27 protein-coding genes and 3 tRNA genes are annotated in these 25,349 nt (G+C 69.3%); 24 read left to right on the top strand and 6 right to left on the bottom strand.

What is annotated here, in order from left to right:
* Positions 1-60: 60 nt before the first annotated feature.
* Positions 61-999, bottom strand: coding sequence for a GNAT family N-acetyltransferase (locus VA596_RS20775; RefSeq protein ID WP_323329477.1), 939 nt, complete (start codon positions 997-999; stop codon positions 61-63).
* 251 nt (positions 1,000-1,250) lie between these two features.
* Here VA596_RS20775 and VA596_RS20780 point away from each other — a divergent pair, with 251 nt between their 5' ends.
* The 6 genes from VA596_RS20780 to VA596_RS20805 all read left to right on the top strand — a co-directional run bounded on the left by VA596_RS20780 (position 1,251) and on the right by VA596_RS20805 (position 5,431).
* On the top strand, positions 1,251-3,896 hold the full coding sequence (locus tag VA596_RS20780) for a putative bifunctional diguanylate cyclase/phosphodiesterase (RefSeq protein ID WP_323329478.1): 2,646 nt from the start codon (positions 1,251-1,253) through the stop codon (positions 3,894-3,896).
* Positions 3,897-3,976: 80 nt separating this feature from the next.
* Positions 3,977-4,049, top strand: a tRNA-Thr gene (locus tag VA596_RS20785).
* 50 nt (positions 4,050-4,099) lie between these two features.
* Positions 4,100-4,172 (top strand) — tRNA-Met (locus VA596_RS20790).
* Between the two features lie 168 nt (positions 4,173-4,340).
* On the top strand, positions 4,341-4,505 hold the full coding sequence (gene rpmG / locus VA596_RS20795; protein WP_005152047.1) for a 50S ribosomal protein L33: 165 nt from the start codon (positions 4,341-4,343) through the stop codon (positions 4,503-4,505).
* 81 nt (positions 4,506-4,586) lie between these two features.
* Positions 4,587-5,036: a MaoC family dehydratase N-terminal domain-containing protein gene (locus VA596_RS20800; protein ID WP_323329479.1), complete on the top strand. Its 450-nt coding sequence runs from the start codon at positions 4,587-4,589 to the stop codon at positions 5,034-5,036.
* Positions 5,033-5,431 carry a MaoC family dehydratase gene (locus VA596_RS20805; RefSeq protein WP_323329480.1) on the top strand — a complete coding sequence of 133 codons (399 nt, stop codon included), beginning with the start codon at positions 5,033-5,035 and terminating at the stop codon, positions 5,429-5,431. The genes VA596_RS20800 and VA596_RS20805 overlap by 4 nt, the downstream gene beginning before the upstream one ends.
* A gap of 159 nt (positions 5,432-5,590) precedes the next feature.
* Here VA596_RS20805 and VA596_RS20810 read toward each other — a convergent pair whose 3' ends face one another.
* The 3 genes from VA596_RS20810 to VA596_RS20820 all read right to left on the bottom strand — a co-directional run bounded on the left by VA596_RS20810 (position 5,591) and on the right by VA596_RS20820 (position 7,840).
* A complete protein-coding gene (locus tag VA596_RS20810) occupies positions 5,591-6,463 on the bottom strand; it encodes an SGNH/GDSL hydrolase family protein (protein ID WP_323329481.1) in 873 nt (290 codons plus the stop codon).
* A gap of 67 nt (positions 6,464-6,530) precedes the next feature.
* A complete protein-coding gene (locus VA596_RS20815; RefSeq protein ID WP_323329482.1) occupies positions 6,531-7,493 on the bottom strand; it encodes a hypothetical protein in 963 nt (320 codons plus the stop codon).
* Complete coding sequence (locus tag VA596_RS20820; RefSeq protein WP_323329483.1) at positions 7,490-7,840, bottom strand: GntR family transcriptional regulator; 351 nt, start codon at positions 7,838-7,840, stop codon at positions 7,490-7,492. Before VA596_RS20820 ends, VA596_RS20815 begins: the two co-directional genes overlap by 4 nt.
* Before the next feature lie 136 nt (positions 7,841-7,976).
* Here VA596_RS20820 and VA596_RS20825 point away from each other — a divergent pair, with 136 nt between their 5' ends.
* Entirely contained in the window at positions 7,977-8,192 is a 216-nt protein-coding gene (locus VA596_RS20825; RefSeq protein ID WP_257921896.1) for a hypothetical protein, read from the top strand.
* Between the two features lie 3 nt (positions 8,193-8,195).
* On the opposite strand, the gene VA596_RS20830 is transcribed toward VA596_RS20825, so the two are convergent.
* Positions 8,196-9,104, bottom strand: coding sequence for a TIGR03619 family F420-dependent LLM class oxidoreductase (locus tag VA596_RS20830; RefSeq protein WP_323329484.1), 909 nt, complete (start codon positions 9,102-9,104; stop codon positions 8,196-8,198).
* Between the two features lie 205 nt (positions 9,105-9,309).
* Here VA596_RS20830 and VA596_RS20835 point away from each other — a divergent pair.
* From VA596_RS20835 to VA596_RS20860, 6 genes are all read left to right on the top strand, one after another.
* A tRNA-Trp gene (locus tag VA596_RS20835) sits at positions 9,310-9,382 on the top strand.
* A 26-nt stretch (positions 9,383-9,408) separates the two neighbouring features.
* Positions 9,409-9,849, top strand: coding sequence for a preprotein translocase subunit SecE (gene secE, locus VA596_RS20840; protein ID WP_323329485.1), 441 nt, complete (start codon positions 9,409-9,411; stop codon positions 9,847-9,849).
* A 74-nt stretch (positions 9,850-9,923) separates the two neighbouring features.
* Positions 9,924-10,751, top strand: a complete 828-nt coding sequence (nusG, locus tag VA596_RS20845) for a transcription termination/antitermination protein NusG (RefSeq protein WP_323329486.1) — start codon at positions 9,924-9,926, stop codon at positions 10,749-10,751.
* 73 nt (positions 10,752-10,824) lie between these two features.
* A complete protein-coding gene (gene rplK / locus VA596_RS20850) occupies positions 10,825-11,262 on the top strand; it encodes a 50S ribosomal protein L11 (RefSeq protein WP_003079266.1) in 438 nt (145 codons plus the stop codon).
* A gap of 197 nt (positions 11,263-11,459) precedes the next feature.
* Entirely contained in the window at positions 11,460-12,179 is a 720-nt protein-coding gene (gene rplA / locus VA596_RS20855) for a 50S ribosomal protein L1 (RefSeq protein WP_323329487.1), read from the top strand.
* A 70-nt stretch (positions 12,180-12,249) separates the two neighbouring features.
* Positions 12,250-13,023, top strand: a complete 774-nt coding sequence (locus VA596_RS20860) for an alpha/beta fold hydrolase (protein ID WP_323329488.1) — start codon at positions 12,250-12,252, stop codon at positions 13,021-13,023.
* Here VA596_RS20860 and VA596_RS20865 read toward each other — a convergent pair.
* On the bottom strand, positions 13,020-13,862 hold the full coding sequence (locus VA596_RS20865) for a hypothetical protein (protein ID WP_410171909.1): 843 nt from the start codon (positions 13,860-13,862) through the stop codon (positions 13,020-13,022). The two genes, VA596_RS20860 and VA596_RS20865, sit on opposite strands and share 4 nt — an antisense overlap.
* 313 nt (positions 13,863-14,175) lie before the next feature.
* On the opposite strand from VA596_RS20865, the gene rplJ reads away from it, so the two are divergent.
* From rplJ to VA596_RS20920, 11 genes are all read left to right on the top strand, one after another.
* Positions 14,176-14,730 carry a 50S ribosomal protein L10 gene (gene rplJ / locus VA596_RS20870; protein WP_323329490.1) on the top strand — a complete coding sequence of 185 codons (555 nt, stop codon included), beginning with the start codon at positions 14,176-14,178 and terminating at the stop codon, positions 14,728-14,730.
* Between the two features lie 51 nt (positions 14,731-14,781).
* Positions 14,782-15,165, top strand: a complete 384-nt coding sequence (gene rplL / locus VA596_RS20875) for a 50S ribosomal protein L7/L12 (RefSeq protein WP_284747833.1) — start codon at positions 14,782-14,784, stop codon at positions 15,163-15,165.
* Between the two features lie 359 nt (positions 15,166-15,524).
* Positions 15,525-16,721, top strand: a complete 1,197-nt coding sequence (locus VA596_RS20880; RefSeq protein ID WP_323329491.1) for an ABC transporter ATP-binding protein — start codon at positions 15,525-15,527, stop codon at positions 16,719-16,721.
* A complete protein-coding gene (locus VA596_RS20885; RefSeq protein ID WP_323329492.1) occupies positions 16,718-17,512 on the top strand; it encodes an MlaE family ABC transporter permease in 795 nt (264 codons plus the stop codon). The genes VA596_RS20880 and VA596_RS20885 overlap by 4 nt, the downstream gene beginning before the upstream one ends.
* Before the next feature lie 4 nt (positions 17,513-17,516).
* A complete protein-coding gene (locus VA596_RS20890) occupies positions 17,517-18,353 on the top strand; it encodes an MlaE family ABC transporter permease (protein ID WP_003060266.1) in 837 nt (278 codons plus the stop codon).
* The gene (locus VA596_RS20895) at positions 18,350-19,675 is read left to right on the top strand and encodes an MCE family protein (protein ID WP_323329493.1); all 1,326 of its coding nucleotides are present in this window, start codon (positions 18,350-18,352) and stop codon (positions 19,673-19,675) included. Before VA596_RS20890 ends, VA596_RS20895 begins: the two co-directional genes overlap by 4 nt.
* Positions 19,672-20,700 (top strand): MCE family protein, encoded by a 1,029-nt coding sequence (locus tag VA596_RS20900; protein WP_323329494.1) that lies wholly within the window; start codon positions 19,672-19,674, stop codon positions 20,698-20,700. The genes VA596_RS20895 and VA596_RS20900 overlap by 4 nt, the downstream gene beginning before the upstream one ends.
* A complete protein-coding gene (locus VA596_RS20905) occupies positions 20,697-21,683 on the top strand; it encodes an MCE family protein (protein ID WP_323329495.1) in 987 nt (328 codons plus the stop codon). Before VA596_RS20900 ends, VA596_RS20905 begins: the two co-directional genes overlap by 4 nt.
* Positions 21,680-22,864 (top strand): MCE family protein, encoded by a 1,185-nt coding sequence (locus VA596_RS20910; RefSeq protein ID WP_323329496.1) that lies wholly within the window; start codon positions 21,680-21,682, stop codon positions 22,862-22,864. Before VA596_RS20905 ends, VA596_RS20910 begins: the two co-directional genes overlap by 4 nt.
* Positions 22,861-24,048 carry an MCE family protein gene (locus tag VA596_RS20915; protein WP_323329497.1) on the top strand — a complete coding sequence of 396 codons (1,188 nt, stop codon included), beginning with the start codon at positions 22,861-22,863 and terminating at the stop codon, positions 24,046-24,048. Before VA596_RS20910 ends, VA596_RS20915 begins: the two co-directional genes overlap by 4 nt.
* Positions 24,048-25,313, top strand: a complete 1,266-nt coding sequence (locus tag VA596_RS20920) for an MlaD family protein (RefSeq protein WP_323329498.1) — start codon at positions 24,048-24,050, stop codon at positions 25,311-25,313. The genes VA596_RS20915 and VA596_RS20920 overlap by 1 nt, the downstream gene beginning before the upstream one ends.
* The last annotated feature ends 36 nt before the right edge of the window (positions 25,314-25,349 follow it).

Genomic DNA, 25,349 nt, shown 5'->3' on the forward strand with positions numbered 1-25,349 from the left:
CGTCCCTTGTACTGACATCAGCCTATAAGGACGGGGCACCCGGGGTAATCCGCCAGTAGTTCACCGAACGGCTGGGCGACGCTGCCAGTACGTCCACAGCGGGCGGTAACCCTGGGCGTACCAGAACGGCGTCGAAAGCGGGTTCGCCGCGGCGTGGTGCAGCAGGACGACGTCGGTGCCCTCCTCGTCGAGGACGTGGTGGGCGTGGGCCGCCAGCGCCGTGCCGACACCGGACGAGCGCGCCGCCTCGGCGACGGCCAGTGACGACAGGTACCCGACCCGGGTGGCGGCGACGCGGTCGCTGATCCAGCCGGTCTCGCCCGGGTGCTGGACGTTCACCATGCCGAGCGGACGGCCGTACAGCTCGGCGATCCACAACGGCGGCTCCGGCCGGTTCAGCTGCTCGGCGAGGTCCTTGGCGAGGATGTCCTCGACGCCCTTGCGCAGGTTGACCGTGCCGTACTGGGCGTCGTAGGAGTGCAGCTCCAGGCCGAGGGAGACGGCCGTCTCCAGGTCGCCGGGCTCGGCGCGCCGGATCTTGACGCCCGGGGTGCCGCGCGGGCCCTCCGGGATCATCCGGTCGGCCGGGCGGACCGCGACGACGCGCAGCGGCGCGAAGCCGTGGTGCAGCATTTCCCGCGCGCCGGCGGCGTCGCGGCTGGCGCGGGGGACGACCGCGGCGGTCTCGGTGTCGCCACGCTCGGCAACCGCGCGCAGATGTTCATCCCATCGGGTGAGGAGGGCGTCGAGGGCGCCGGCCGGGTGCGGGCCGGCGAGCTGGAGGTCGAGCCGGTGCTCGGTGAGGGCGCGCCACGGCGCGTTGGGGGCGTCGCGGTCCACCTGGACGCGGGAGGCGAGTCCCGACGCGGCCGAGTCGTCGGTGGCCACCTCCAGGACCACGGCGTTTTCGGCCGCTTCGAACGGAGAGGAGCCAGGGAGGAGGGGATCCACCGCCGCGAGTCGCGCCGCGTGCTCGGTGGCAATCACATCGCTGTGCATGGGGCACATTCAAGCGCTACCCGGCCCGGAATGCGTACAGAACCTCCCGGGGAAGGGGTCGCGGCTCCCGCACCGGATGTTTCACCCCTTGGTCCACGCAGGTCAGCGCTATCGAGGCATTGTTAACCCTGGGGTGATCTCCTACTGTCTCGAAAGGGACATGAGTACGCCCTACGGGGTACGGTATGGCCCTTGTCCACACCTGACGTCACGGATCAGCGACCAGTGGACAAGCCGGGAGGGAAGAACGGATGCCGGAGACCACCGCGCACGGCGACGCCGTGGCGCAGCCCGGGCCGGGCGGTCCCGCGACCGCACCGATCCCCGCGGCCTCCGTCGAGGCACGGACCGACGAACGCCGGTTCCGCGCCTACACCTTCGCGGTTTTGAGCCTGGGGCTCGTCGCCGCGTTCGCGGTCGGCTCGTGGCTGCCGTTCCACTGGGACAGCAAGCTGCTGTGGATCGGCCCGGTGCTCGCGGTCGCGTTCCTGCTCGCCGAGCAGCTCGGCATCAACGTCGACGTCCGCAGCGGCATCTCGTGGACCATCTCCTTCACCGAGATCCCGCTCGTCATCGGCTTCTTCATCGCGCCGTTCGAGGTCGTGCTGGCCGCGCACCTGGTCGCCGGCATCGGGACGCTGCTCGCGCGCAAGGTCGCCGGCCGCGTCCTCTACAACGCGGGCGCGTTCCTGCTCGAGATCACCGGCGCCTTCGCGGTCGCCGGGCTGGTCAAGGTCGCCGTCGGCGCCGGTTCGGGCAGCGAGATCCCGTGGGTCGCCGCGCTCGCCGGCACGCTGACCGCGCCGCTCGTCAGCACGCTGCTCGCGCTCGCCGCGGTGCGCGTGCTGCGCCGCCGGATGCGGGTCAGCACCGCGGTCCGGCTCACCGCGCGGATCCTGGTCGTCGGGTTCGTCAACGCGTCGGTCGGGCTCTCCGGTTACCTCGTCATCTCGAACACGCCCAAGGCGTGGCCGCTGGTGCTCGCCGTCTTCCTCGGCCTCACCGCGCTCTACTGGGCCTACTCCGACCTGCTGCGCGAGCAGCGGGACATGGAGGCGCTCTCGGACGTCAGCCTGATGGTCGCCCGCTCCGGCCAGCAGGCCGCGGCGCGCCCGGCCAGCCGGGCCGACGAGCTCGTCGGCGGCGTCGACGTCCGCGAGTGGGCCACGATCGCCGAGCGCATCAAGGACCAGCTCGCCGCCGGCCGCGTCGTGCTGCGGCTGCGGCTGGAGCCGAAGGACACCATGCGCGTCGTCGTCGCGGGCGACGAGCTGCCGGCCGCCGACCCGGGCGCCGACGACCCGCTGCTGCGCCTGCCGGGCGCGCACGTCCGGCACTTCCGGATCACCGAAGCCAACCCGGACGTCCGTGCCGCGCTGCTCGACCGCGGTGCGCAGGAGGCCCTCGTAGTCCCGCTGCGCAGCGCGAACCAGCTGCTCGGCGTGGTCGAGGCGCACGACCGGCTGTCCCGCTGGCGCGGGTTCGGCAAGTACGACGTCCAGCTGCTCGGCACGATGGCCAGCCACCTCGCGACGTCGCTGGACAACCGGCGGCTGCTCGCGACCCTGCGCCACGACGCCTACCACGACCCGCTCACCGGGCACCTCAACCGGCCGGGCTTCCGGCAGGTGGCGAAGGAGCCGTTGCGGGACTTCGCGAACGCCGTGGTGCTGCGGATCGACCTCGACGTGTTCTCCACCGTCTCCGACGCGCTGGGTTACGCCTGGGCCGACCGGATGGTCATCGCCGCCGGCCGCCGCATCCGCGACGCGCTCGGCCCCGACGTCCCGCTGGCCCGTCTCGAGGGCGCGTCGTTCGCGGCGCTGCTCGTCGGCTGCGCGCCGGAGGACGCCCACCACGCGGCCGAACGGCTGCGCGAGGAGCTGTCCGCGCCGTACCCGGTCGACCGGCTTTCGGTCGAGGCCAACGCGATGATCGGCTACGCGACGACGACGCCCGAAGAGGCCGGCGACCCCGTCGACATCGAAGGCCTGCTCCAGCGGGCCGACGTCGCTGTTCGCGCTACCAAGGGCGGCGAAGAGGTCCGCGGCTACGTGCCGAGCATGGGCCAGATCTTCCTGCGCCGCTTCCAGATGGTCACGCAGTTCCGGCAGTCCCTGGAGGACGGCCAGGTCAGCGTCCACTACCAGCCCAAGATCACCCTGCCGAACCGTCAGGTCCAGGGGGTCGAGGCGCTGGTCCGCTGGGTGCACCCGGAGTTCGGCAGGCTCGGCCCGGACGAGTTCGTCCCGGCCATCGAGGCGGCCGGCCTGATCGGCGTGCTGACGTCGTTCGTGCTCGGCGAGGCGCTGAAGCGCTGCCGCAAGTGGCTCGACGAGGGCCTGCGGATCTCGGTGGCGGTCAACCTGTCGGTGCGCAACCTCGCCGACGAGGACTTCCCGAACAAGGTCGCCCGCGAGCTGGACCGCGTGGGCATCCCGCCCGAGCTGCTGACGTTCGAGCTGACCGAGTCCGGCGTGATGTCCGATCCGCAGAAGGCGCTGCCGATCCTGCGCGAGCTGCACTCGCTGGGCATCACGCTCGCGGTGGACGACTTCGGCACCGGGTACTCGTCGCTGGCCTACCTGCGGCAGCTGCCGGTCGACCAGGTCAAGATCGACAAGAGCTTCGTCCTCGGCATGGGCACCGACCTCGGCGACCTGGCCGTGGTCCGCTCGATCGTCGAGCTGGGGCACTCGCTCGGCCTGACGGTGGTCGCGGAAGGCGTCGAAGAGGACGTCGCGCGTGATCAGCTCGAGGCGATGGGCTGTGACGTCGCCCAGGGCTACCTCATCTCGCGGCCGCTGCCGGAGGACCGCCTGGAGGCGTGGCTGCAGGCCCGCACGGCACGGTCTCCCGGCCGCCACTCCGAGACGGTTTTGACCCTGCTGACCTGAGGTTTTGCTCTTTCGGGACCCCGGTTGCACGACGGGGTGACGGGCCTTGGTAATCTTTCCAAGTCCTCGCGAGAGGCCAGGCCCCTTTAGCTCAGTCGGCAGAGCGTCTCCATGGTAAGGAGAAGGTCTACGGTTCGATTCCGTAAAGGGGCTCACGACCTCAGCCGCGTCACGCCTGCGTGTCGCGGCTTGGGTCATGTAAGGGCGGTGTAGCTCAGTTGGCAGAGCAAGCGGCTCATAATCGCTGTGTCGCCGGTTCAAGTCCGGCCACCGCTACGCAGCTGAGAGGATTGTGCTCGCGGACCGCGCGAGCCACAGCCGCTCCGCTTAAACCCCGGGGGTCGAACCCCCGGACCCCCGCCAGGGGGCAAGCCCCCTGGACCCCCGCTTCGGGCGGCTGACGCTGTCGGGTGCGGACTCGGTACCGAGAGAGAAGGAAACGCTGTGGCTGCCACCGACGTGCGACCCAAGATCACGCTGGCGTGCGAAGAGTGCAAGCACCGCAACTACATCACCAAGAAGAACCGGCGCAACAACCCGGATCGCCTGGAGATGAAGAAGTTCTGCCCGAACTGCGGTACGCACCGGACGCACAAGGAAACCCGCTGACCGCGTAGCGCGTTCGCACCAGCTTCGAAGAGCCGCCCTGGACCACCGGGGCGGCTCTTTGCTGTTGGTAGCCTCGTCGGCGTGCCCTTGGACGAGTCGTTCACCGGGCGGGTTTACCCGCCGCAGACCAGTTACGAAGTGAGCCGGGAGAAGATCCGGGAGTTCGCCGACGCGATCGGTGACCGGAACCCGCTCTTCCGCGACCCGGAGGCGGCCCGCGCGGCCGGCCACCCGGACGTCATCGCGCCCCCGACGTTCATCACGATCATCAACCTCGCCTCGATCAACTCGATCGTCACCGACCCCGAGCTCGGCCTCGACTACTCGCGGATGGTCCACGGCGACCAGCAGTTCAGCTACACCCGCCCGGCGCACGCCGGCGACGAGCTGCTGCTGACCACGCACATCGACCGGATCATGTTCCGGGCCGGCAACGACTTCATCAACCTGCGCGCCGAGATCACCGACGCCGACGGCGGGCACATCGCCACCACGCGCGCGCAGCTCGTGGTGCGGGGGGAGGACGCGTGAACGTCGGAGACGAACTGGCCGCCCTCGAGGTCCGGATCACCCGCGACCAGCTGGTGCGCTACGCCGGAGCGGCGCTGGACTTCAACCCGATCCACTGGAACGAGGCGTTCGCGAAGGAGGTCGGCCTCCCCGACGTCATCGCGCACGGCATGCTCACGATGGCCGTGGCCGGCCGCGTCGTCACGGACTGGCTCGGCGACCCGGGCCGCCTGGTCGACTTCAGCGCCCGCTTCACCCGCCCGGTCGTGGTCCCGAACACGCCGGAAGGCGCGGTCGTCGAGATCACCGGCAAGGTCGGCGCCCTGCAGGACGACGGCATCGCGCGCATCGACCTGGTGGTGAAGTCCGACGGCAAGACGGTGCTCGGCAAGCCGCAGGCCCTGATCCGCGTCTAGCCCCGCCCGCCACGGCAGCTCCTGCCCACCGCCGCCGCACCCGGCCTTGGCACCGGTGCCGGGAAAGTCCGTGAAGGCCACCTTGAGGGACTCAGAGTCCCTCAAGGTGGCCTTCACGGACAGCGGCGAGCGGGCACGAGCGGCGGCGGGGCCGGTGAGCTACGGCAGCTTCAGCAGGGAGACCACGGCGTCGGCCATGCCCTGTTCGCCGCGGGCGTTCGGGTGCAGCGGCGCGGCGGGAGAGGCCGGGAGGATGCCCTCCACCCAGCGCTTGTCCGACGCCGTGCAGACGTCGTGGCCCTTGCCGGGGGTCGCCGTGTCCGCGTAACCCGCTCGGTGGGCCTTCGCCTGGTCCTCGAGCATCGCGTTCAGCTTGGCCAGCGTGTCGCGGAAGTACGCGACGTCGCCCGCGCCGAGGGGCAGGGGGGGCCAGCAGCCGTCGCCGTCGGGCAGGACCGTCGGGTAGCCGACCAGCACCACCTTCGCCCGCGGCGCCTTGGTGTGGATCTTGTCGAGCACCGCGCCCAGCTTCGGCGCGGTGGCGTCGATCCGCTCGGCGAGCTGGTCGTGCCCGCCCGCGGTCAGCCGGTCCTTGCAGGGTGACGCCGACGGGTGCGCCGTCGCGCAGGTCGGCGCCAGCGCCAGGAAGCCGACGTCGTTGCCGCCGATGCCGAGGGTCACCAGCGTCGTCTTCCCGGTCACCGCGTCCAGCTGCGGCGGGTTCGTGCCGTTCGACGTCTTCTGCGCGGCGGTGAGGCTCGCCGTGGTCGCCCCGCCGCAGCTGACGTCGGCGAACTCGGCCGGCTTCAGCTTCGCCGACACGAGGTGCGGGTAGTTGTCGTCCGAACGCTCGCAGCCCACCGGGGTCCCCGACTGCCGCCCGGTGCGCGGCGAGGACGTGTACGAGTCCCCCAGCGCGACGTAGCGGCCGCTGCCGCCGCCGGTGTCGTCACCACCCGGCGGCGCCGCCGACGAGCCGTGCTGCCACTTGTAGTACCCGAAGATCAGCAACCCGACCACGAGCACGACCACGAGACAGCCGCCCCCACCGCTCTTTTCGCCACTCGTCCGTTTCTACCGGCCGCCGTGGCCCGCGCACCTAGTCAATCCGGGTGACGCCCTGCGCGATCAGGTCGTTCACCAGGCCGGCGCCGGTCTCCGGGTCGTCGACGCTGACCAGCACGGTCCGGCCGTTCTCCAGGGTCAGCGCCAGCGCCGGCCCGCCGCGCACCTTGTACGCCGTCGTGCCGGTGACCGCGTTGAAGCGGAGGCCGAGCCCGCCGTCGCCGAACGTCGTCAGCTCGCGCACGGTGGCCTCGCGGATTTCGCCCAGTTCCAGGTGCCGCCACGGGAAGCCGAGGAGGCCGAAGCGGATCGTCACGCCCGTGGCGTCCACCTTCGCCCGCAGCCGGTACGTCAGGGCCGTGACCACCGCGCCGACGAAGCCGATCCAGACGGCCGTCGGCCACGGGAGCCCGGCGGGCAGGAAGGCGATCGCGGCGGGGATCGCCAGCAGCGCCCAGAGCATCGCCGGGTTCGACGCCCGGCCCGACCAGAACGCCCGCTGTCCCGGCTGGAGCCCGACGCTCGGCCGGTACGCCCCGTCCTGGTGCTCGCGGGGCGGCGAGGGCAGGCCGCCGACGAAGGCCGCCACGACGCCCAGCACGGCCACGCCCAGCAGGAAGAGCAGGACGAGGGCGCCTCCGCGGGCCGCGTGCCAGTCCGGCGCGTCGAGGTTCAGCACGAGCGTCGACACGAGGACGGCGGCCGGCATCGCGGCGAGCGAAGCGCCCAAGCCCGCGGCCGTGCGCGGCAGCGGCCGTCCGTTGCGCAGCCCGGCGACGGCGATCACCGCCACGACCACGGTCACGACCACGCCGAGCGCCAGGCACACGCTGACGAACAGCCCGAGGGAGTTGGCGTTGTTCGGCCCGTCGTTCCAGTGCGTCGCGATGGGATCGGGCAACCGGTCCCGCCACGCGTTCGCCAGGACGGCGGCGACGGCCAGGACCGCACACGGCAGCACGGCCGTCGCGACCAGGACCCGGATCAGCTTGTTCATGAGTACTTCTCCTTGATCACCCCGGTGAGCTCGTCCGGGCCGACGCCCGCACGTTTCGCTTCGTCGACCAGCTCCGCGACGAGCTCGGTCAGCCGCGCCCGCGACGGTGCGTCGCCGAGCACGACGGCACCGCGCCGTCGCCGCAGGTCGATGAGGCCTTCGTCGCGCAGGAGCGCGTACGCCCGCAGCACGGTGTGGACGTTGATCTCGAGCGACGCCGCCAGCTCGCGAGCCGGCGGCAGCTGTTCGCCGCGCGCGGGGCTGCCCCCGGCGAGGGCGCGGCGGATCGACGCCGCCACCTGTTCGAAGAGCGGGACGGGCGAACCCGGGTCGATGCGGACCAACATAGTTCTAACTGTACTAGAACTAACCGGCTTTGTGCGGGTGAACCTGAGTGAGGGAACAGCCCTTGCGTGAGACGGCGATCACAGCGAGGGTGGGGCCCGTTCCGTAGTCGAAACCGAGGAAGGCAGGAAAAGCGCTGTGGGCCTGAACCTGAACAAGCTCGTCGACAAGGCTTACGAGGACAAGTCGATCAAGGAGCTGCTGGACGCCCCGCCGTCCGCGCTCGAGGGGCTCACGCCGAAGCACGACGAACTGCTCGCCGAACTGAAGATCAAGACGATCCGCGACCTCGCCAACTGGAAGTACGCGGCGAAGGCGCAGGCGCTCGCCGCGCTCGCCGACAGCGAGTCGTAGGGCTCAGCTGGCCAGTTCGCCGGCCAGCTCCAGTGCGTGGTCGACGTCCTTCGCGACGTAGTGCAGGTCGACCAGCACCTCCGCGATGCCCTCTTCGCGGGCCACGTCCAGGCACGGCAGGACGTCCGCGACCGACTCGACCCCGGTGCCCGCGCGCGGGTTGATCCGCAGGACCCGCCGCAGGGTGCCGGGGTCCCGGCCGGCCTTTTCGGCCGTTTCCAGCGCGACCGTCCAGAGGCTCTTGAGGTACGGCCGGGGCATCCAGCCGGCCAGCCAGCCGTCCGCACGGCGGCCGATGCGGGCCAGCGCCGGCGGCGCGAAGCCGGCGAGCAGCACCGGCGGCCGCGGGTCCTGCGCCGGGCGCAGGCCGACCGTCGACGGCGCGATGCGCCACTGCGGGCCCTCGTGTGACACCGGGTCACCGGTCCAGATCGCTTCAAGGGCGTCGAGCACCTCGTCGAGCCGACGGCCCCTGTCCTCCCATGGCACGCCCGTCGCGAAGTACTCCTCACGCAGCCAGCCGAGCCCGAGGCCGACGTCCAGCCGTCCCGCGCTGGCGAGGTCGAGCGAGGTCAGCGCCCTGGCGAGCAGGACGGGGGAATAGACCGGGCCGGTCAGGGCGCTCATCCCCAAGCGGACCGTGCTCGTCACCGCGGCTGCGGTCGCCAGCGTCGTGAACGGGTCGGCGAAGGTCGTGAACTCCTCCGGGTACGGGTGCTCCGGCGTCCCGCCGCCCGGGTAGAGATCGGACGGCTCGAGCGGCGTCAGGATCCGGTCGCCGACCCACAGCGACGCGAAGCCGAGTCCCTCCGCGGCGACGGCGAAGCGCGCCACGGCGGCGGGGTCGGCGAGGGCGCCGTACTGCGGCAGGGCGAGCCCGAGCCGTGTTCCGCTCACCGGGTTGCTCGTCATGGCGGACATCCTGGCATGATCACCAGGTCGGCGGGAGGTTTTCCGCAGGCCGACCGGGGTTCGGCGGTCGATCGGGGGGCGCGGTTGCGGGCTCTCGTGAGGCTTGCCGTAGACTTCGGGACTTGGAAAGCACTACGGTCATCCCCGCCTGGATGGTGGGGATGCTGGAAGGCGTCCACGGGACTCCGAGTGATCGGGATCCCACAGGGGTGTAGCTCAATTGGCAGAGCAGCGGTCTCCAAAACCGCAGGTTGCAGGTTCAAGTCCTGTCACCCCTGCGTAACGGAACTGGTGGAGCGAAGGAGTGGTCGTGAGCGACAGCGACGCCAGCGGCGGCGAGCAGGAGCAGGACGGCACCGGGCAGAAGCCCGACAGCCAGTCCCGTCCCGTCACAGCTGCTGCCCGGCGTGAGCGCCGCGCGACCGCTCGTCCGGCGGGCAAGTCCGCGGCACGTGCGGACGACAAGACCCGGCCGGCCGGGAAGTCGGGGGAGAAGACCGCCCCCGACGCGAAGGGCGCTGCGACCCCCAAGCGGGACCAGAAGCCGAAGAAGGCCTCCGTGTTCGCGCGGCTGGTGCGCTTCATCCGCGAGGTCTGGGCGGAGCTGCGCAAGGTCATCTGGCCCAACCGCAAGCAGATGGTCACCTACACCGCGGTCGTGCTGGTCTTCGTGGTGTTCATGGTGGCCCTGGTGAGTGGCCTGGACCTGCTGTTCAAGTGGGGCATCGGCCACGTCTTCGGCTGACGCGCTTCGGCGCGCGCCGATAGGGGCTCAGGTCCCGGCCTGACCCCGGCAATGATCAACTGAGAGGACGGAACGTGACCTCCGACAACGGCACAGCAGCCGGTCAGGAGCTGACCGAGCTTTCCGACGAGCAGGTGCACGCGGCACTCGGTGACGAGGAGTCCGAGCACCTGGAGCCCGTCGACGTGCCCGAAGCCGAAGAGGTCGACGAAGCCGCCTCCGAGGAAACCGACGTCACCGACGAGGTGGCCGACGACGCCGAGGCCGAGCCCGCGGTGGACGACGACCCCGTCGCCACGCTGCGCGCCGAGCTGGTCGCCGCCCCCGGCGAGTGGTACGTCGTGCACTCCTACGCCGGGTACGAGAACAAGGTGAAGACCAACCTCGAGACCCGGACCACGACCCTGGACGTCGAGGACTACATCTTCCAGATCGAGGTCCCGACCGAAGAGGTCACCGAGATCAAGAACGGCCAGCGCAAGCAGGTGCAGCGCAAGGTGCTGCCCGGCTACATCCTGGTCCGGATGGACCTGAACGACGCCTCGTGGAGCGCGGTGCGCAACACGCCGGGTGTCACCGGGTTCGTCGGCGCCACCTCGCGGCCGTCGCCCCTGACCGTGGACGAGGTGCTGAAGTTCCTCGCCCCGAAGGTCGAGAGCGAAGCCCCCGCGAAGGGTGGCAAGGGCGAGTCCGGCACGGCCGCGGCCCCGCTCGGCGGCCCGGCGGTCGAGGTCGACTTCGAGATCGGCGAGTCGGTCACCGTCATGGACGGCCCGTTCGCGACGCTCCCGGCGACGATCTCCGAGGTCAACGTCGACGGGCAGAAGCTGAAGGTCCTGGTGTCGATCTTCGGCCGGGAGACCCCGGTCGAGCTGTCGTTCACGCAGGTCTCCAAGATCTGACGGCTGCAGCGCGGCCGCAGTCCCCACGTCCACGGCAGGTACGCGGGGAACGTAGTACAGGACAGGAAAAGAAATGCCACCCAAGAAGAAGAAGCTTGCGGCGATCATCAAGCTGCAGATCAAGGCGGGCGCGGCCAACCCCGCTCCGCCGGTCGGCCCGGCCCTGGGTCAGCACGGCGTCAACATCATGGAGTTCTGCAAGGCCTACAACGCCGCGACCGAGTCGCAGCGTGGGGACGTCGTCCCGGTCGAGATCTCCGTGTACGAAGACCGGTCGTTCGACTTCAAGCTGAAGACGCCGCCGGCCGCGCGCCTGCTGCTCAAGGCCGCTGGTGTCGAGAAGGGCTCCGGCGAGCCGCACAAGACCAAGGTCGCCAAGGTCACCTGGGACCAGGTCCGCGAGATCGCCAAGACCAAGGAGACCGACCTCAACGCGCACGACATCGACCAGGCCGCGAAGATCATCGCCGGCACCGCCCGCTCCATGGGCATCACGGTCGTCGACGCCTGATCTGAGTTGTCTGCCTCGACTCCGTCGAGGCGGCGAAATCGCCCTTAGCCGATTTCTTCCCTCCCGATCCGCTCGGCCCGAGGGGCCGATCGAATCGCTCAGTCCAGAAACCGGCGCGATTTCGCGCTAGCTCGAGTGGGAGAGCCGGTGCGGCTCGTCACCACACTGATCCGTTTTGAGAAGTTAAGGACAGAAGCATGACCAAGCACAGCAAGGCTTACCGCCAGGCTGCGGAGCTGATCGACAAGGCGCGGCTGTACGCGCCCCTCGACGCCGCGAAGCTGGCGAAGGAGACCTCCAAGACCAAGATGGACGCGACCGTCGAGGTCGCGATGCGTCTCGGTGTGGACCCGCGCAAGGCCGACCAGATGGTCCGCGGCACCGTGAACCTGCCGCACGGCACCGGTAAGACCGCTCGCGTCATCGTCTTCGCCGTCGGCGACAAGGCCGCCGAGGCCGAGGCCGCCGGCGCGGACGCGGTCGGCACCGACGAGCTGATCGAGCGCATCCAGGGTGGCTGGCTCGACTTCGACGCCGCGATCGCGACGCCGGACCAGATGGCCAAGGTGGGCCGCATCGCCCGCATCCTCGGCCCGCGTGGCCTGATGCCGAACCCGAAGACCGGCACCGTGACCCCCGCGGTCACGAAGGCGGTCCAGGACATCAAGGGCGGTAAGATCAACTTCCGCGTCGACAAGCAGGCCAACCTGCACCTGGTGATCGGCAAGGCTTCCTTCGACACCGAGAAGCTGGTCGAGAACTACGCGGCGGCGCTGGACGAGATCCTCCGCGCCAAGCCGTCGTCGGCGAAGGGCCGTTACCTGAAGAAGGTCACCTTCACCACGACGATGGGCCCGGGCATCCCGGTCGACCCGCTGCGGACCCGCAACCTCCTTTCCGAGGACGCGAACGTCTGAGTCGGACATCACCGGAAAGGGCGCTCCCGCTTGCTGCGGGGGCGCCCTTTCTTCGTGTCTTATTGACGGCATGCCGACATTCGCGTCGTTCGACGGGCTCCAGCTGAACTACACCGTGTGGGAGGGCGACGCCGCCGTCCGCCCGGTGCTGCTGCAGCACGGCTTCGCGGCCGACACGAACGCGAACTGGATCTCCACCGGCGTCGTCGCCGCCCTGCGCAAGGCCGGCTTCACGGTCGTCTCGCTGGACGCCCGCGGCCACGGCCGCTCCGAAAAGCCGCACGACGAGTCCCGCTACACCGAAACGACCATGGCACGAGACGTCTCCGCCCTCCTGGACGAGCTGGCCCTGGACGAGGTCTCGATGGTCGGCTATTCGATGGGCGCGATCATCGCCCTGGCGGCCACGGCGGCGGACAAGCGCATCCGCTGCCTGGCCACGGGCGGAGTGGGCTCGGGCATCGTCGACTTCGGCGGCGTCGACCTGCGCGTCGTCAAGCCGGCCGACATCGCCTCGGCCCTGCTGGCCGAGGACCCGACCACGGTCCCCCCGTCCGGAGTCCCGTTCCGCCTCCTGGCCGACGCAGTGGGTGGCGACCGTAAGGCCCTGGCGGCGGTGGCCCTGGCCTCCCGCGAGGGAGTGGTGGACCTGTCGGCGATCGGCGTCCCGACGCTGGTCCTGGCGGGCGACCAGGACGTCTTGGCAGCGGAACCCGAGCGCCTGGCCGCAGCCATCGCGGGAGCCCGCCTGGTCCGCATCCCGGGCGACCACATGACGGCGGTCATGTCCCCGGCCTTCTCAGAGGCCCTGGTCTCGTTCCTGTCGGCCCCGCACCCGCGTTAACGGGTGGTCGGCGTCGGCGCGGGGCACGGCGTCTGCTCGTTCGTGTGCCCGACGATCAGCCACTGGTTCTTTTCGACCTTCTGCACGGTGAACGCGCCGAGCGCGGGGCCACCGCGGATGCCGAACTTGCACGAGCTGATCGTGAAGCTGTCGCCCGGGAGGGGTTCCGAGACGTACGAGGGCATCGACTCGGCGTAGTCGTTCTTGCTCTTCACCTGCCGGTTCAGCTCGTGCACCGCGACCTGGCAGTCGGCGTACCCCATGTCCTGGGCGAACTTCTGCTGGATCGGCTCGTCCATCCGCCCGCACGCCTGCGGGACGAGGTTCTGGGCGACGGCGTCGTAGACCTCGCGCACCGCCTCGTACGGGCTGGTCGAGAGGATGTGGTTCGTGTGGTAGGTCCCGCCGCCCTCCTGGGCGAGCTGCTCCGACGTCTTTCCCGCGTCGTTGGGGAAGAAGTGGTTGTACAGCCACGTTCCCGCGACGGCGAGGACCACGAACGCCAGCACCCAGGCGATGACCTTCTTGCCCAGCCACGTCAGCCACTTCGGCGCCGGGCGGCGACGGCGTTCGGCCGGGACGAGGTCGTGCGGTGGGCCGGGCGGGACCGGCGGATAGCCACCCGCGTACTGCTGCACCTGCCCGGCGCCCTGCGGCGGCGCGGGCTCGTTGCCCTGCTGGGCTTGGGTGAACCTCAGGTAGTCCTGGAACTGCTGGAACTGGCGGAACTGCTCCAGCTGCGCCGGATCCATCGGCGGCTGGGGCGGAGTAGCGGGCGTGTGAGAGCCCGCCGGTTCGACTTCCGCGCCCGGCTTTCCGTCATCACGCTGCTCCGCCACGTGACCATGATGCCCGCCGGGGCCGGAGAAGGAACCCCCGCCGCCCCAAAACGCAGGTCAGGGGGGTGGCGAAAACCTTGTCGAGAGTCAGGGTTATAGTTATCCGTAGTTCTACCGAAGACCGCTGGTTATCCGAGTGCCCCCACGGACACGAGGAACGAAGGTCCCGCATCGCCGGGCGGCCCGCGCAGGAGGAACGAGGCTCGGCACGTCATGTGCCGTACTACGCCCCGCGCCTGTCTGCGCGAGGGCGTTTTGTCGTTTCGGGGGCTCTTCGGGCCAGTGGAAACACTAGCCAAGAGAGGAGGCGACCATGGCGAAGCCCGACAAGGTGGCGGCCGTCGCCGAGATCGCGGAGAGCTTCCGCAGCAGCTCGGCCACCGTCGTTACCCAGTACACCGGCCTCTCCGTGTCCCAGCTGTCCCAGCTGCGCCGCGCTCTCGGCACCAGTGCCAAGTACCGGGTCGCGAAGAACACCCTCGTCAAGCGGGCCGCCGAGGACGCCGGCGTTGCCGGTCTCGACGACCTGTTCGTCGGCGCGACCGCCATCGCCTTCGTTGAAGGTGAAGCGGTCGACGCCGCCAAGGCGCTTCGCGACTTCGCGAAGGACAACAACGCGCTTGTGATCAAGGGCGGCTACATGGACGGCAAAGCGCTGTCCGTGGACGAGATCAACAAGATCGCCGATCTCGACAGCCGTGAGGTCCTGCTCGCCAAGGCGGCGGGCGCGTTCAAGGCGAAGCTCTCCCAGGCCGCCGCGCTGTTCCAGGCGCCGGCGTCCCAGGTCGCCCGCCTGGCTGCCGCGCTGGAGGAGAAGCAGCGCAACGCCACCGGTACCGAAGCAGCCGAAGCACCCGCCGAGAGCTGAACCACCCCCATCCCGAACGTTTTTAGTTCGTTTTTCTGAGAGGAAGCCATCATGGCGAAGCTGAGCACCGCCGAGCTGATCGACGCCTTCAAGGAGCTCACCCTCCTCGAGCTGTCCGAGTTCGTGAAGGAGTTCGAAGAGGTCTTCGACGTGACCGCCGCCGCGCCGGTCGCCGTCGCCGCCGGCCCGGCCGCCGCCGCTGCCGCCCCGGTCGAGGAGCAGGACGAGTTCGACGTCATCCTCGAGGGTGCGGGCGACAAGAAGATCCAGGTCATCAAGGTCGTCCGCGAGGTCGTCTCCGGTCTGGGCCTGAAGGAGGCCAAGGAGCTGGTCGAGGCCGCTCCCAAGGCCCTCCTGGAGAAGGTCGACAAGGAGGCCGCCGAGGCCGCCAAGGAGAAGCTCGAGGCTGCGGGCGCCAAGATCTCCATCAAGTGATCTCGGGCGCGCAAGCGCCTACGCACCACCTCGTGAAGGGGCGGGCATCCACCGGATGCCCGCCCCTTTCGTCGTATCCCCCTAGGGATGGTGTCCGAATAGCCCCGGGTCCCTAAATCGTGGATTCCGGGCCGGGTGAATCTGCGCCACTGGCCCGTTTGGACTACCGTGCTCCGAGTTGGCGATCACGGCGGGGTGACGATGCCGTCGGGGCTGGCCAGAAAAGAAAACTCGTGAGTAACCTGTTCGCACTCAGCTCGTTGCACCTGGTTGACGCGGGTTCTCGGGGCGCATGGCCCGCACCCGCCGACAGGGTGTGGCAGCGGGCGCAATGACGCGGAACAGCTCCTGGAGGTGCGATGGGTGCCGAGGTGGTCATCGAAGGTCTGACGAAGTCCTTCGGTAAGCAGGCCATCTGGCGGGACGTCACGTTGACGCTGCCTCCGGGCGAGGTGTCGGCGATGCTCGGCCCGTCGGGAACCGGTAAGTCGGTGTTCCTCAAGTCGATGATCGGGCTGCTCAAGCCCGACCGCGGTCGCTGCGTGATCAACGGGGTGGACATCGTCACCTGCTCCGAGCACAAGCTCTACGAGATCCGGAAGCTCTTCGGCGTCCTCTTCCAGGACGGCGCGTTGTTCGGCTCGATGAACCTCTACGACAACGTCGCGTTCCCGCTGCGGGAGCACACGAAGAAGTCCGAGACCGAGATCCGGCAGATCGTGCGCGAGAAGCTCGAGATGACCGGTCTCGCCGGCGCCGACAAGAAGCTCCCGGGCGAGATCTCCGGCGGTATGCGCAAGCGCGCCGGCCTGGCCCGCGCTCTCGTGTTGGACCCCGAGATCATCCTCGTCGACGAGCCGGACTCCGGCCTCGACCCGGTCCGCACGACCTACATCTCGCAGCTGTTCCTCGACGTGAACGCGCAGATCGACGCGACGTTCCTGATCGTCACGCACAACATCAACCTGGCCCGGACCGTGCCGGACAACCTGGGCATGCTCTTCCGCAAGGAACTGGTCATGTTCGGCCCGCGCGAGGTGCTCCTGACCAGCGAAGAGCCGGTCGTCAAGCAGTTCCTCAACGGCAAGATGCAGGGCCCGATCGGGATGTCCGAGGAGAAGGACTCCGCGCAGATGGCCGCCGAGCAGGCGATGTTCGACGCCGGGCACCACGCGGGCGGCGTCGAGGACGTCTCGGGGGTGCCGCCGCAGATGCAGACGACGCCGGGTGTGCCGCAGCGGATGGGCGCGGTCCGCCGCAAGGACCGGGTCATGGAGATCATGCACCGGCTGCCGGACGCCGCGCAGCAGGGCATCATCGCCTCGCTGAGCCCCGAGGAGCAGCGCCACTACGGCGTCAGCCCGCGGCAGGTCGCGCGGGCCCAGCAGCAGCAACAGGTCCCGGCCGGCGCGCGCCAGGGTGACGGCGTCCCGAACCAGCACCACGGCCAGCTGCCCGCCGACCAGGTCGCGCGCATCCCCGGCGGCCAGCAGCCGAGACCCGGCGGTTCGCACCGGATGCCACCGCCGCCGAACAACGGGCCAGGTGGCAGGTGAGTTCTCCCGCTTCACAGGCGAAGATTCCCGGGATCGGCATCCTCCGCGAAACCGGGAACCTGTTCGCCCTCGGCCTCGACATCGTCCGTGGCATCTTCCAGCGCCCGTTCCAGCTGCGGGAGTTCATCCAGCAGGCCTGGTTCATCGCGAGCGTGACGATCCTGCCGACGGCCCTGGTGGCCATCCCCTTCGGCGCGGTCATCTCGCTGCAGTTCGGTTCGCTCGCCCGGCAGCTGGGCGCGCAGTCCTACACCGGCGCGGGCTCCGTGCTCGCCACCGTGCAGCAGGCCAGCCCGCTGGTCACCGCGCTCCTGGTGGCGGGCGCGGGCGGCTCCGCCGTCTGCGCCGACATCGGCGCGCGGACCATCCGCGAGGAGATCGCCGCGATGGAGGTGCTGGGCGTCTCCGCGGTGCAGCGGCTGATCGTGCCGCGCACCCTCGCGATGATGCTCGTCGCGCTGCTGCTCAACGGCATGGTCAGCGTCATCGGCGTGCTGGGCGGCTACTTCTTCAACGTCGTGCTGCAGGGCGGGACGCCGGGTGCGTACCTGGCGAGCTTCTCCGCCCTGGCCCAGCTGCCCGACCTGTGGGTCGGTGAACTGAAGGCGCTGATCTTCGGGTTCATCGCCGCCGTCGTCGCGTCCTACCGGGGCCTGAACCCCTCCGGCGGCCCCAAGGGCGTCGGGGACGCGGTGAACCAGTCGGTGGTCATCACGTTCCTCATGCTGTTCGTCGTGAACTTCGTGATCACCCTGATCTACCTGCAGATCGTGCCCGGAAAGCTGGACTAGCGCCATGACGTTCCTCCAGGGCGCGAAACGCGTCGCCAACCGACCGCTCCAGACGCTGGACACCTTGGGTGACCAGATGTCGTTCTACGGCCGCGCGCTGCTGTGGACGCCGCGGACGCTGCGCCGCTACACCAAGGAAGTCCTGCGGCTGCTGGCCGAGGTGAGCTTCGGTTCCGGCTCGCTGGCGGTCATCGGCGGCACGGTCGGCGTCATGGTCGGCCTGACGCTGTTCACCGGTGTCCTCGTCGGCCTCCAGGGCTACTCGGCGCTGAACTCGATCGGGACGTCGGCCTTCACCGGCTTCCTGACGGCGTTCTTCAACACCCGCGAGATCGCGCCGCTGGTCGCTGGGCTAGCCCTGAGCGCCACCGTCGGAGCCGGCTTCACCGCGCAGCTCGGCGCGATGCGGATCTCCGAGGAGATCGACGCGCTCGAGGTGATGGGCGTGCCGAGCCTGCCGTACCTGGTGACGACCCGGATCATCGCCGGGTTCGTCGCGGTCATCCCGCTCTACATCATCGGCCTGCTGAGCTCGTACCTCGCGTCGAGACTGGTCGTGATCTACATCTACAACCAGTCGGCGGGTACCTACGACCACTACTTCGATCTCTTCTTACCGCCGCAGGACGTGCTCTATTCGTTCATCAAGGTGCTGCTCTTCAGCGTCCTGATCATCCTGTCGCACTGCTACTTCGGGTACCGGGCGACCGGTGGCCCGGCCGGGGTCGGCGTCGCGGTCGGCAAGGCGGTCCGGCTCTCGATCGTCACGGTCTCGATCATGAACTTCTTCATCGGTTTCGCCATCTGGGGAACCGACGTCACGGTGAGGATCGCGGGATGACCACGTTGCGACGCAGGCTGCTGGGCCTGCTGCTGGTCGCCGTGATGGTCGGCGGCGTGGCGCTTTCGATCGCGCTCTACGACAAGGCGTTCACCAAGTTCGTCACGGTGAAGCTGCAGGCGGACAAGATCGGCAACCAGCTGATCCAGCAGTCCGACGTCAAGGTCCGCGGCCTCATCGTCGGCTCGGTGAAGGACATCTCGGCCACCGCAGACGGCGCGGAGCTGACGCTCGCCCTGAACCCGGAGTCGGCGAAGCTGATCCCGGAGAACGTCTCGGCGCGGTTCCTGCCGAAGACGCTCTTCGGTGAGCGCTTCGTCTCGCTGGAGATCCCGGCCAAGCCGTCGTCGAAGACTCTGACGAACGGCGACGTGATCCCGCAGGACCGGACGTCGAGCGCGGTCGAGCTGGAGCAGGCGTTCGCGCACCTGATGCCGGTGCTGCAGGCGGTCCAGCCGCAGAAGCTGTCGGCGACGCTCACCGCGATCTCGACCGCGCTTTCGGGCCGCGGCGACCAGCTCGGCGACACGCTGACCCAGCTGGGCAGCTACATCGGCGAGCTGAACCCGCACGAGCCGGAGCTGCAGCACAACCTCAAGGCACTGGCGGAGTTCTCCGACCACCTCAAGGACTCGGCCCCGGACCTGGTGCAGAGCCTCGACAACCTGAGCACGACCACCCGCACCGTGGTCGACCAGCAGCAGAACCTGTCGAGCCTCTACGGCACCCTGACCCAGGCGTCGGTGGACCTGCAGACGTTCCTGCAGAACAACAAGGACAACATCATCTCCCTCGCCTCCACCGCCCGGCCGACGGCCGAGCTGCTGGCGAAGTACGCGCCGGAGTACCCCTGCGTGATCTCCCAGATGGCCAAGAACGTCCCCCTCATCGACCAGGCGCTGGGCAAGGGCACCAACCAGCCCGGCCTGCACGCGACCATCGAGGTCGTCGTGCCGCGCGCGCCGTACCAGGCGGGCAAGGAAGAGCCGCGGTTCGACGACAAGCGCGGCCCGCGCTGCTACGACGCGGACAAGCTGCCCAACCCGTTCCCCTCGGAGCCGCCGGACGGCGCCTTCAAGGACGGCACGATCCACCAGACCGCGCCGAAGACCGTCGGTGAGGGCCTCAACCCGGCCAACTTCAAGGCCGACGCCACCGGGGGCAACGGCTCCGGCGGGAACCTGGCCTACTCGACGGCGGAGCAGGGCTTCCTGGCCGACCTGCTGGGCCCGCAGCTCGGCATGAACGCCGCGGACGTCCCGGGCTGGAGCGCGCTGCTCGTCGGCCCGCTGTACCGGGGCGCGGAGGTGACGGTCAAGTGAGGGGACTGCTCGCGCCGCTGATCAAGCTCGGCATCTTCGTGGTCGTCACCGTGCTGTTCACGACGATCCTCGGGATCAGCATCGCCAACATCAACACGACCAGCACCAACGCCTACAAGGCGCGCTTCACCGACGCGACGCTCCTGCTGCCCAACGACGACGTCCGCATCGCCGGCGTCCGCGTCGGGCAGGTCAAGGACGTCAAGATCGTCGACAAGCGCCAGGCCGAGGTCGAGTTCGAGGTCGACGCCGGACGGCAGCTGCCCGCCGGGGTGACCGCGCAGATCAAGTTCCGCAACCTGGTCGGCCAGCGCTACGTCTCGCTCGGCGAGGGCAACGACACCTCCGGCAAGACGCTCGGCCCCGGCGGCACCATCCCGCTGGAGCGGACGCAGCCGGCGCTGGACCTGACCGAGCTGTTCAACGGCTTCAAGCCGCTGTTCACCGCGCTCAACCCGGACGACGTCAACAAGCTGTCCTACGAGGTCATCCAGGTCCTGCAGGGCGAGGGCGGCACCGTGGAGAGCCTGCTGTCGCACACCGCGTCGCTGGCCACCACGATCGCCGACAAGGACCAGGTCATCGGCCAGGTCATCGACAACCTCAACTCGGTGCTCGACACGGTCAACGCGCACACCCCGCAGCTCAACGACCTGATCGTGAAGCTGCAGCAGCTGGTGTCCGGCCTGGCCGCGGACCGCAAGCCGATCGGCGACGCGATCGAGAGCCTCGGCAACCTGGCCCAGACGACGTCCGGTCTGCTCGGCGAGGTCCGCGAGCCGCTGAAGAACGACATCAGCGCGCTGGGCACGCTGACCGACAAGCTCAACAAGAACCAGCCGGAGCTGGAGCACTTCATCCAGTTCCTGCCCGAGAAGGTCAGCACGCTGACCCGCACCGCGGACTACGGCTCCTGGTTCAACTTCTACGCCTGCGAGTTCTCCGGGAGCGTCAGCTTGCCGCCACTGATCAACGACGTCGCGATCCCGCTGATCCCGGTCAACCGGGAGAGGTGCACGGGATGAAGTCCTTCCAGAAGCGCAACCCCGTCCCGATCGCGCTGGTCGGCATCGCCGTCCTCGCGCTGGCCTTCATCGCTGCGCTGAACTCCGACGACCTGCCGGTGATCGGCGGCGGCACGACCTACACCGCCGAGTTCAGCGAGGCTTCCGGGCTGCAGACCGACAACGACGTCCGGATCGCCGGTGTCAAGGTCGGCAAGGTCAGCGACATCAAGCTCGACGGCGCGTCGGTCAAGGTGTCGTTCAAGGTCAAGGACGCCTGGCTGGGCGACCGGACCAGTGCCGCGATCAAGATCAAGACACTGCTCGGGCAGAAGTACCTGTCGCTGGACCCGCAGGGCGAGGGCGCGCTGAACCCGGGCGCGGCCATCCCGCGGGACCGCACGATGGCTCCCTACGACGTGCTCGACGCCTTCCGCGGGCTTTCGCAGACCGTCGACGACATCGACACCAAGCAGCTGGCGCAGAGCTTCGACACCATCTCGGGGACCTTCGCCAACACGCCGCAGGACGTGAAGGGCGCGCTGTCGGGGCTGTCGAAGCTGTCCGACACGATCGCCTCGCGCGACAGCCAGCTGTCCAACCTGCTGGCCAACACCCGCGAGGTGTCGCAGACGCTCGTCGACCGCGACGCCGAGGTGCAGAAGCTGCTCACCGACGGCAACGCGCTGCTCGGCGAGCTGGCCAAGCGCGAGGACGCGATCACGTCGCTGCTGAACGGCTCGCGTGAGCTGGCCACCCAGCTGCAGGGCCTGATCGACGACAACGGCAAGCAGCTGGACCCGGTGCTCACCCAGCTCGACCAGCTGACGTCGATGCTGCAGCGCAACCAGGACGCGCTGGGCCAGGGCATCGCGAAGTTCGCGCCGTTCATCCGCGTCTTCACCAACACCATCGGCAACGGCCGCTGGTTCGACAACTACATCTGCGGCCTGCTCCTGCCGTCGTTCGGTCCGCTCAACGAAGAGGGGTGCTACACGAAATGAGTGACACCCGCTTCGGCCAGTCCCTGACCCGGGGCTTCACCATCGCGATCGTCCTCGCGCTCGTCGTCGCCGGCGGGATCTGGTGGACGCTCAAGGACGCCGGCCGCAACCACCTGACCGCGTACTTCGCCGGCGCCGTCGGCCTGTACGAGGGCAACAGCGTGCGGATGCTCGGCGTCGACATGGGCACGGTCACCAAGATCCAGCCCATGGGCAACCAGGTGAAGGTCGAGTTCGAGTACGACCGCTCGGTCGCCGTCCCGGCCGATGCGAAGGCGCTGATCGTGGCGCCGTCGCTGGTGTCGGACCGCTACGTCCAGCTGGCTCCGGCCTACACCGGCGGCCCGCGGATCTCCGACGGCGCCACCATCGGCCTCGACCGCACCGAGGTGCCCCTCGAGGTCGACCAGCTCGCGTCCAGCCTGGCCCGGGTCAGCGAGACCCTCGGCCCGAACGGCGCCAACAAGAACGGGTCGCTGTCGAACCTGCTGAACACCGCGGCGGCCAACGTCGACGGCAACGGCCAGGCCCTGCACGACACGATCACCAAGCTCGGCCAGGCGGCCGGCACGCTGGCCGGCAACAAGGACGACCTGTTCTCCACCGTCGAGAACCTCGGGAAGTTCTCCCAGACGCTGGCCGACTCCGACAGCCAGGTCCGCAATTTCGAGGGCCAGCTCGCCGACGTCAGCGGCTACCTGGCGTCCGAAAAGGACAACCTGGCCGCGACCGTGCAGCAGCTGGGCACCACGCTCACCTCGGTGCAGGCGTTCATCGACCAGAACCACGACCGGCTCAAGTCCAATGTGGACAAGCTGGCCGGGATCACCAACGTGCTCGTCGACCAGCGCAGCTCGCTCGCCGAGATCCTCGACGTCGCGCCGGTCGGCCTGAGCAACCTGGTCAACACCTACAACGGCTCGTCCGGCACGCTCGACGCCCGGCCGAACCTCAACGAGCTGACCCAGCCGCCGCTGGTGATGATCTGCCGGCTGCTCAAGCAGGTCGGCACCAACAGCATCCCGGACGTGCTCGGCAACGCCTGCGAGAACATCGCCGGCGTCGTCGACAAGGTGATCCCGCTGCCGTCCCTGGCGCAGACCCTGCAGGCCCTGCAGTCCGGTCAGCTGCCGCCCTTGCCGCTGCCCATCGCCGGGCAGCTCTACGGAGGTGGCCAGTGAGGAAGCTGCTGACCGTCGGGGCGCTGGTGACGGCGTCCGCGCTGGTGCTCACCGGCTGCTCGTTCAAGGGCATCTACGACCTGCCGCTGCCCGGCGGCGCCGACCTCGGCGACCACCCGTACACGGTGAACGTCGAGTTCCGGGACGTCCTCGACCTGACGCCGAAGGCGGGCGTGAAGGTCAACGAGGTGCCGGTCGGGCAGGTCGAGAACGTCGGCCTCACCAAGGACGGCTGGCACGCGCTGGTCACGCTCAAGGTCAACGGCGACGTCAAGCTGCCGGCCAACGCGCTGGCCAACGTGAAGCAGTCCAGCCTGCTCGGCGAGAAGTACGTCGAGCTCGCCTCGCCCGGTGACGACCAGGCCCAGGGCAAGCTCGCCGACAACGCGACGATCCCGCTGGCCCGCACGAACCGCAGCGTCGAGGTCGAAGAGCTGCTGGGCGCGCTGTCCCTGCTGCTCAACGGTGGTGGGGTCGACCAGCTCAACACCATCACCAAGGAGCTCAACAACGCCACGTCGGGCCGCGAGCCGGACATCAAGGCGTTGCTGGACAACGCGAACCTGCTGGTCACCAACCTGGACAACCAGTCGAAGAACATCACCCGGGCCATCGACGGGCTGAACCGGCTCTCTTCGACCCTCAACGACCAGAAGGACAAGCTGGTCGGCGCGGTCGACAACCTCGGGCCCGGCCTCGGCGTGCTCGAGTCGCAGCGAGGCCAGCTCGTCACGATGCTGAACGCGCTGGACAACCTCTCCGGCGTGGCCACCGAGACGGTCAACGCGTCGCAGAAGGACCTCGTCGCCGACCTGAAGGCGCTGACGCCGACGCTGCAGAAGCTCGGCGAGGCGGGCAACGACCTGCCGAAGGCGCTGCAGATCCTGCTGACGTTCCCGTTCAGCGACCAGGCCGTCAACGGCGTCAAGGGCGACTACTTCAACCTCTACGCCAAGGTCGACCTGAACCTGCAGACCATCATCGGCAACCTGGGCAACAGCCGCCAGAACATCCTCAACGGCCAGCTCCCGCTCCCGGGCCTGACCGGTGGCGTCCAGGGCACGCCGTCCAACCAGCCGCCGCCGCTGCCCATCCCGGGTGAAAGCGGCCAGTCGGGTCAACCCGGGAAGTCGCAGTCCGGCCTGTCCGGGCTCTTCGGTCTCCTGTCGGGAGGTAACGGCTGATGCTGGTGCGCAGGACGAGGTTGCAGCTGGTCGCGTTCGCGATCATCTCGATCGTCGCGATCGTGTACGCGCTGATCCGGTTCGCCGGGCTCGGCACGGTGTTCGGCAACAGCGGTTACACGGTGAAGCTGGAGCTCAACGAGTCGGGCGGCATCTTCACCAACGCCGAGGTCACCTACCGCGGCTTCAACGTCGGCCGGGTGGGGGAGCTGCGGCTCACCCAGACCGGGCTGGAAGCGGACCTCAACATCGACCCGTCGGCACCGCAGGTCCCGGCGGACCTCGACGCCGTCGTCGCCAACCGCTCGGCCGTCGGCGAGCAGTACGTCGACCTGCGGCCCAAGGCCGACAAGGGCCCGTACCTCGTGGCCGGCTCGGTCATCCCGGCGTCGAAGACGACCACCCCGGTCAGCACCGACCGGCTGATCGGCGACCTCGACTCGCTCGCCGCGTCGGTCCCGGTCGACTCGCTGCGCACGGTCGTCGACGAGTCCTACGACGCGTTCCGCGGCACCGGCGGCGACCTGCAGAAGCTGCTCGACACCGCGCGCAGCTTCACCACGACGGCGCAGCAGTACCTGCCGCAGACGATCCAGCTGCTCGACGCCGGCGGCCAGGTGCTCGACACGCAGAACGACGAGGCGGCGAACTTCGCGTCGTTCAGCAAGAGCCTGAACGAGCTCACCGGCACGCTGAAGAACTCCGACGGCGACCTGCGCAGGCTCATCGGCATCACACCGCAGGTGGCGTCGCAGATCAGCCAGGTGCTGAGCGAGTCCGGCCCGGGCCTCGGCGCGCTGACGGCGAACCTGCTGACCACGGCCAACCTGACCGTGACCCGGCTGGACGGCATCGAGCAGGGGCTCGTCACGTATCCGGCGCTGGCCGGCGCGGCCAGCAGCGTCGCGCCCGGCGACGGCACCGCGCACCTCGGGCTGGTGCTCAACCTGTTCAACCCGCCGGCCTGCACCAAGGGCTACATCCCGTACCAGCAGTACCGCACGGGGGCCGACCTTTCGGCGAAGCCGGCCAAGGAGGACGCTTACTGTGCCGAGCCGAAGGGCAGCCCGATCAACGTGCGGGGCGCGCAGAACGCGCCGTACAACGGGGTGCCGGTCGCGCCGAGCAACGGTGACGTCGCGGCGAACGCGAACCGGCCGGCGGAGGAGCTGGCCGACGAGCGGAACACGCGGGGTGTGCCGGGCATCGTCGGCAGCCCGGGTGTCAGCCTGAACAGCCTGGGTTCGCTGCTCGGGCTCGCCTGACGTGGATTTGATGACCGTTACCTACCCTGGAGTGTT

The organism is Amycolatopsis heterodermiae (assembly GCF_034929455.1).
Classification (GTDB): domain Bacteria; phylum Actinomycetota; class Actinomycetes; order Mycobacteriales; family Pseudonocardiaceae; genus Amycolatopsis; species Amycolatopsis heterodermiae.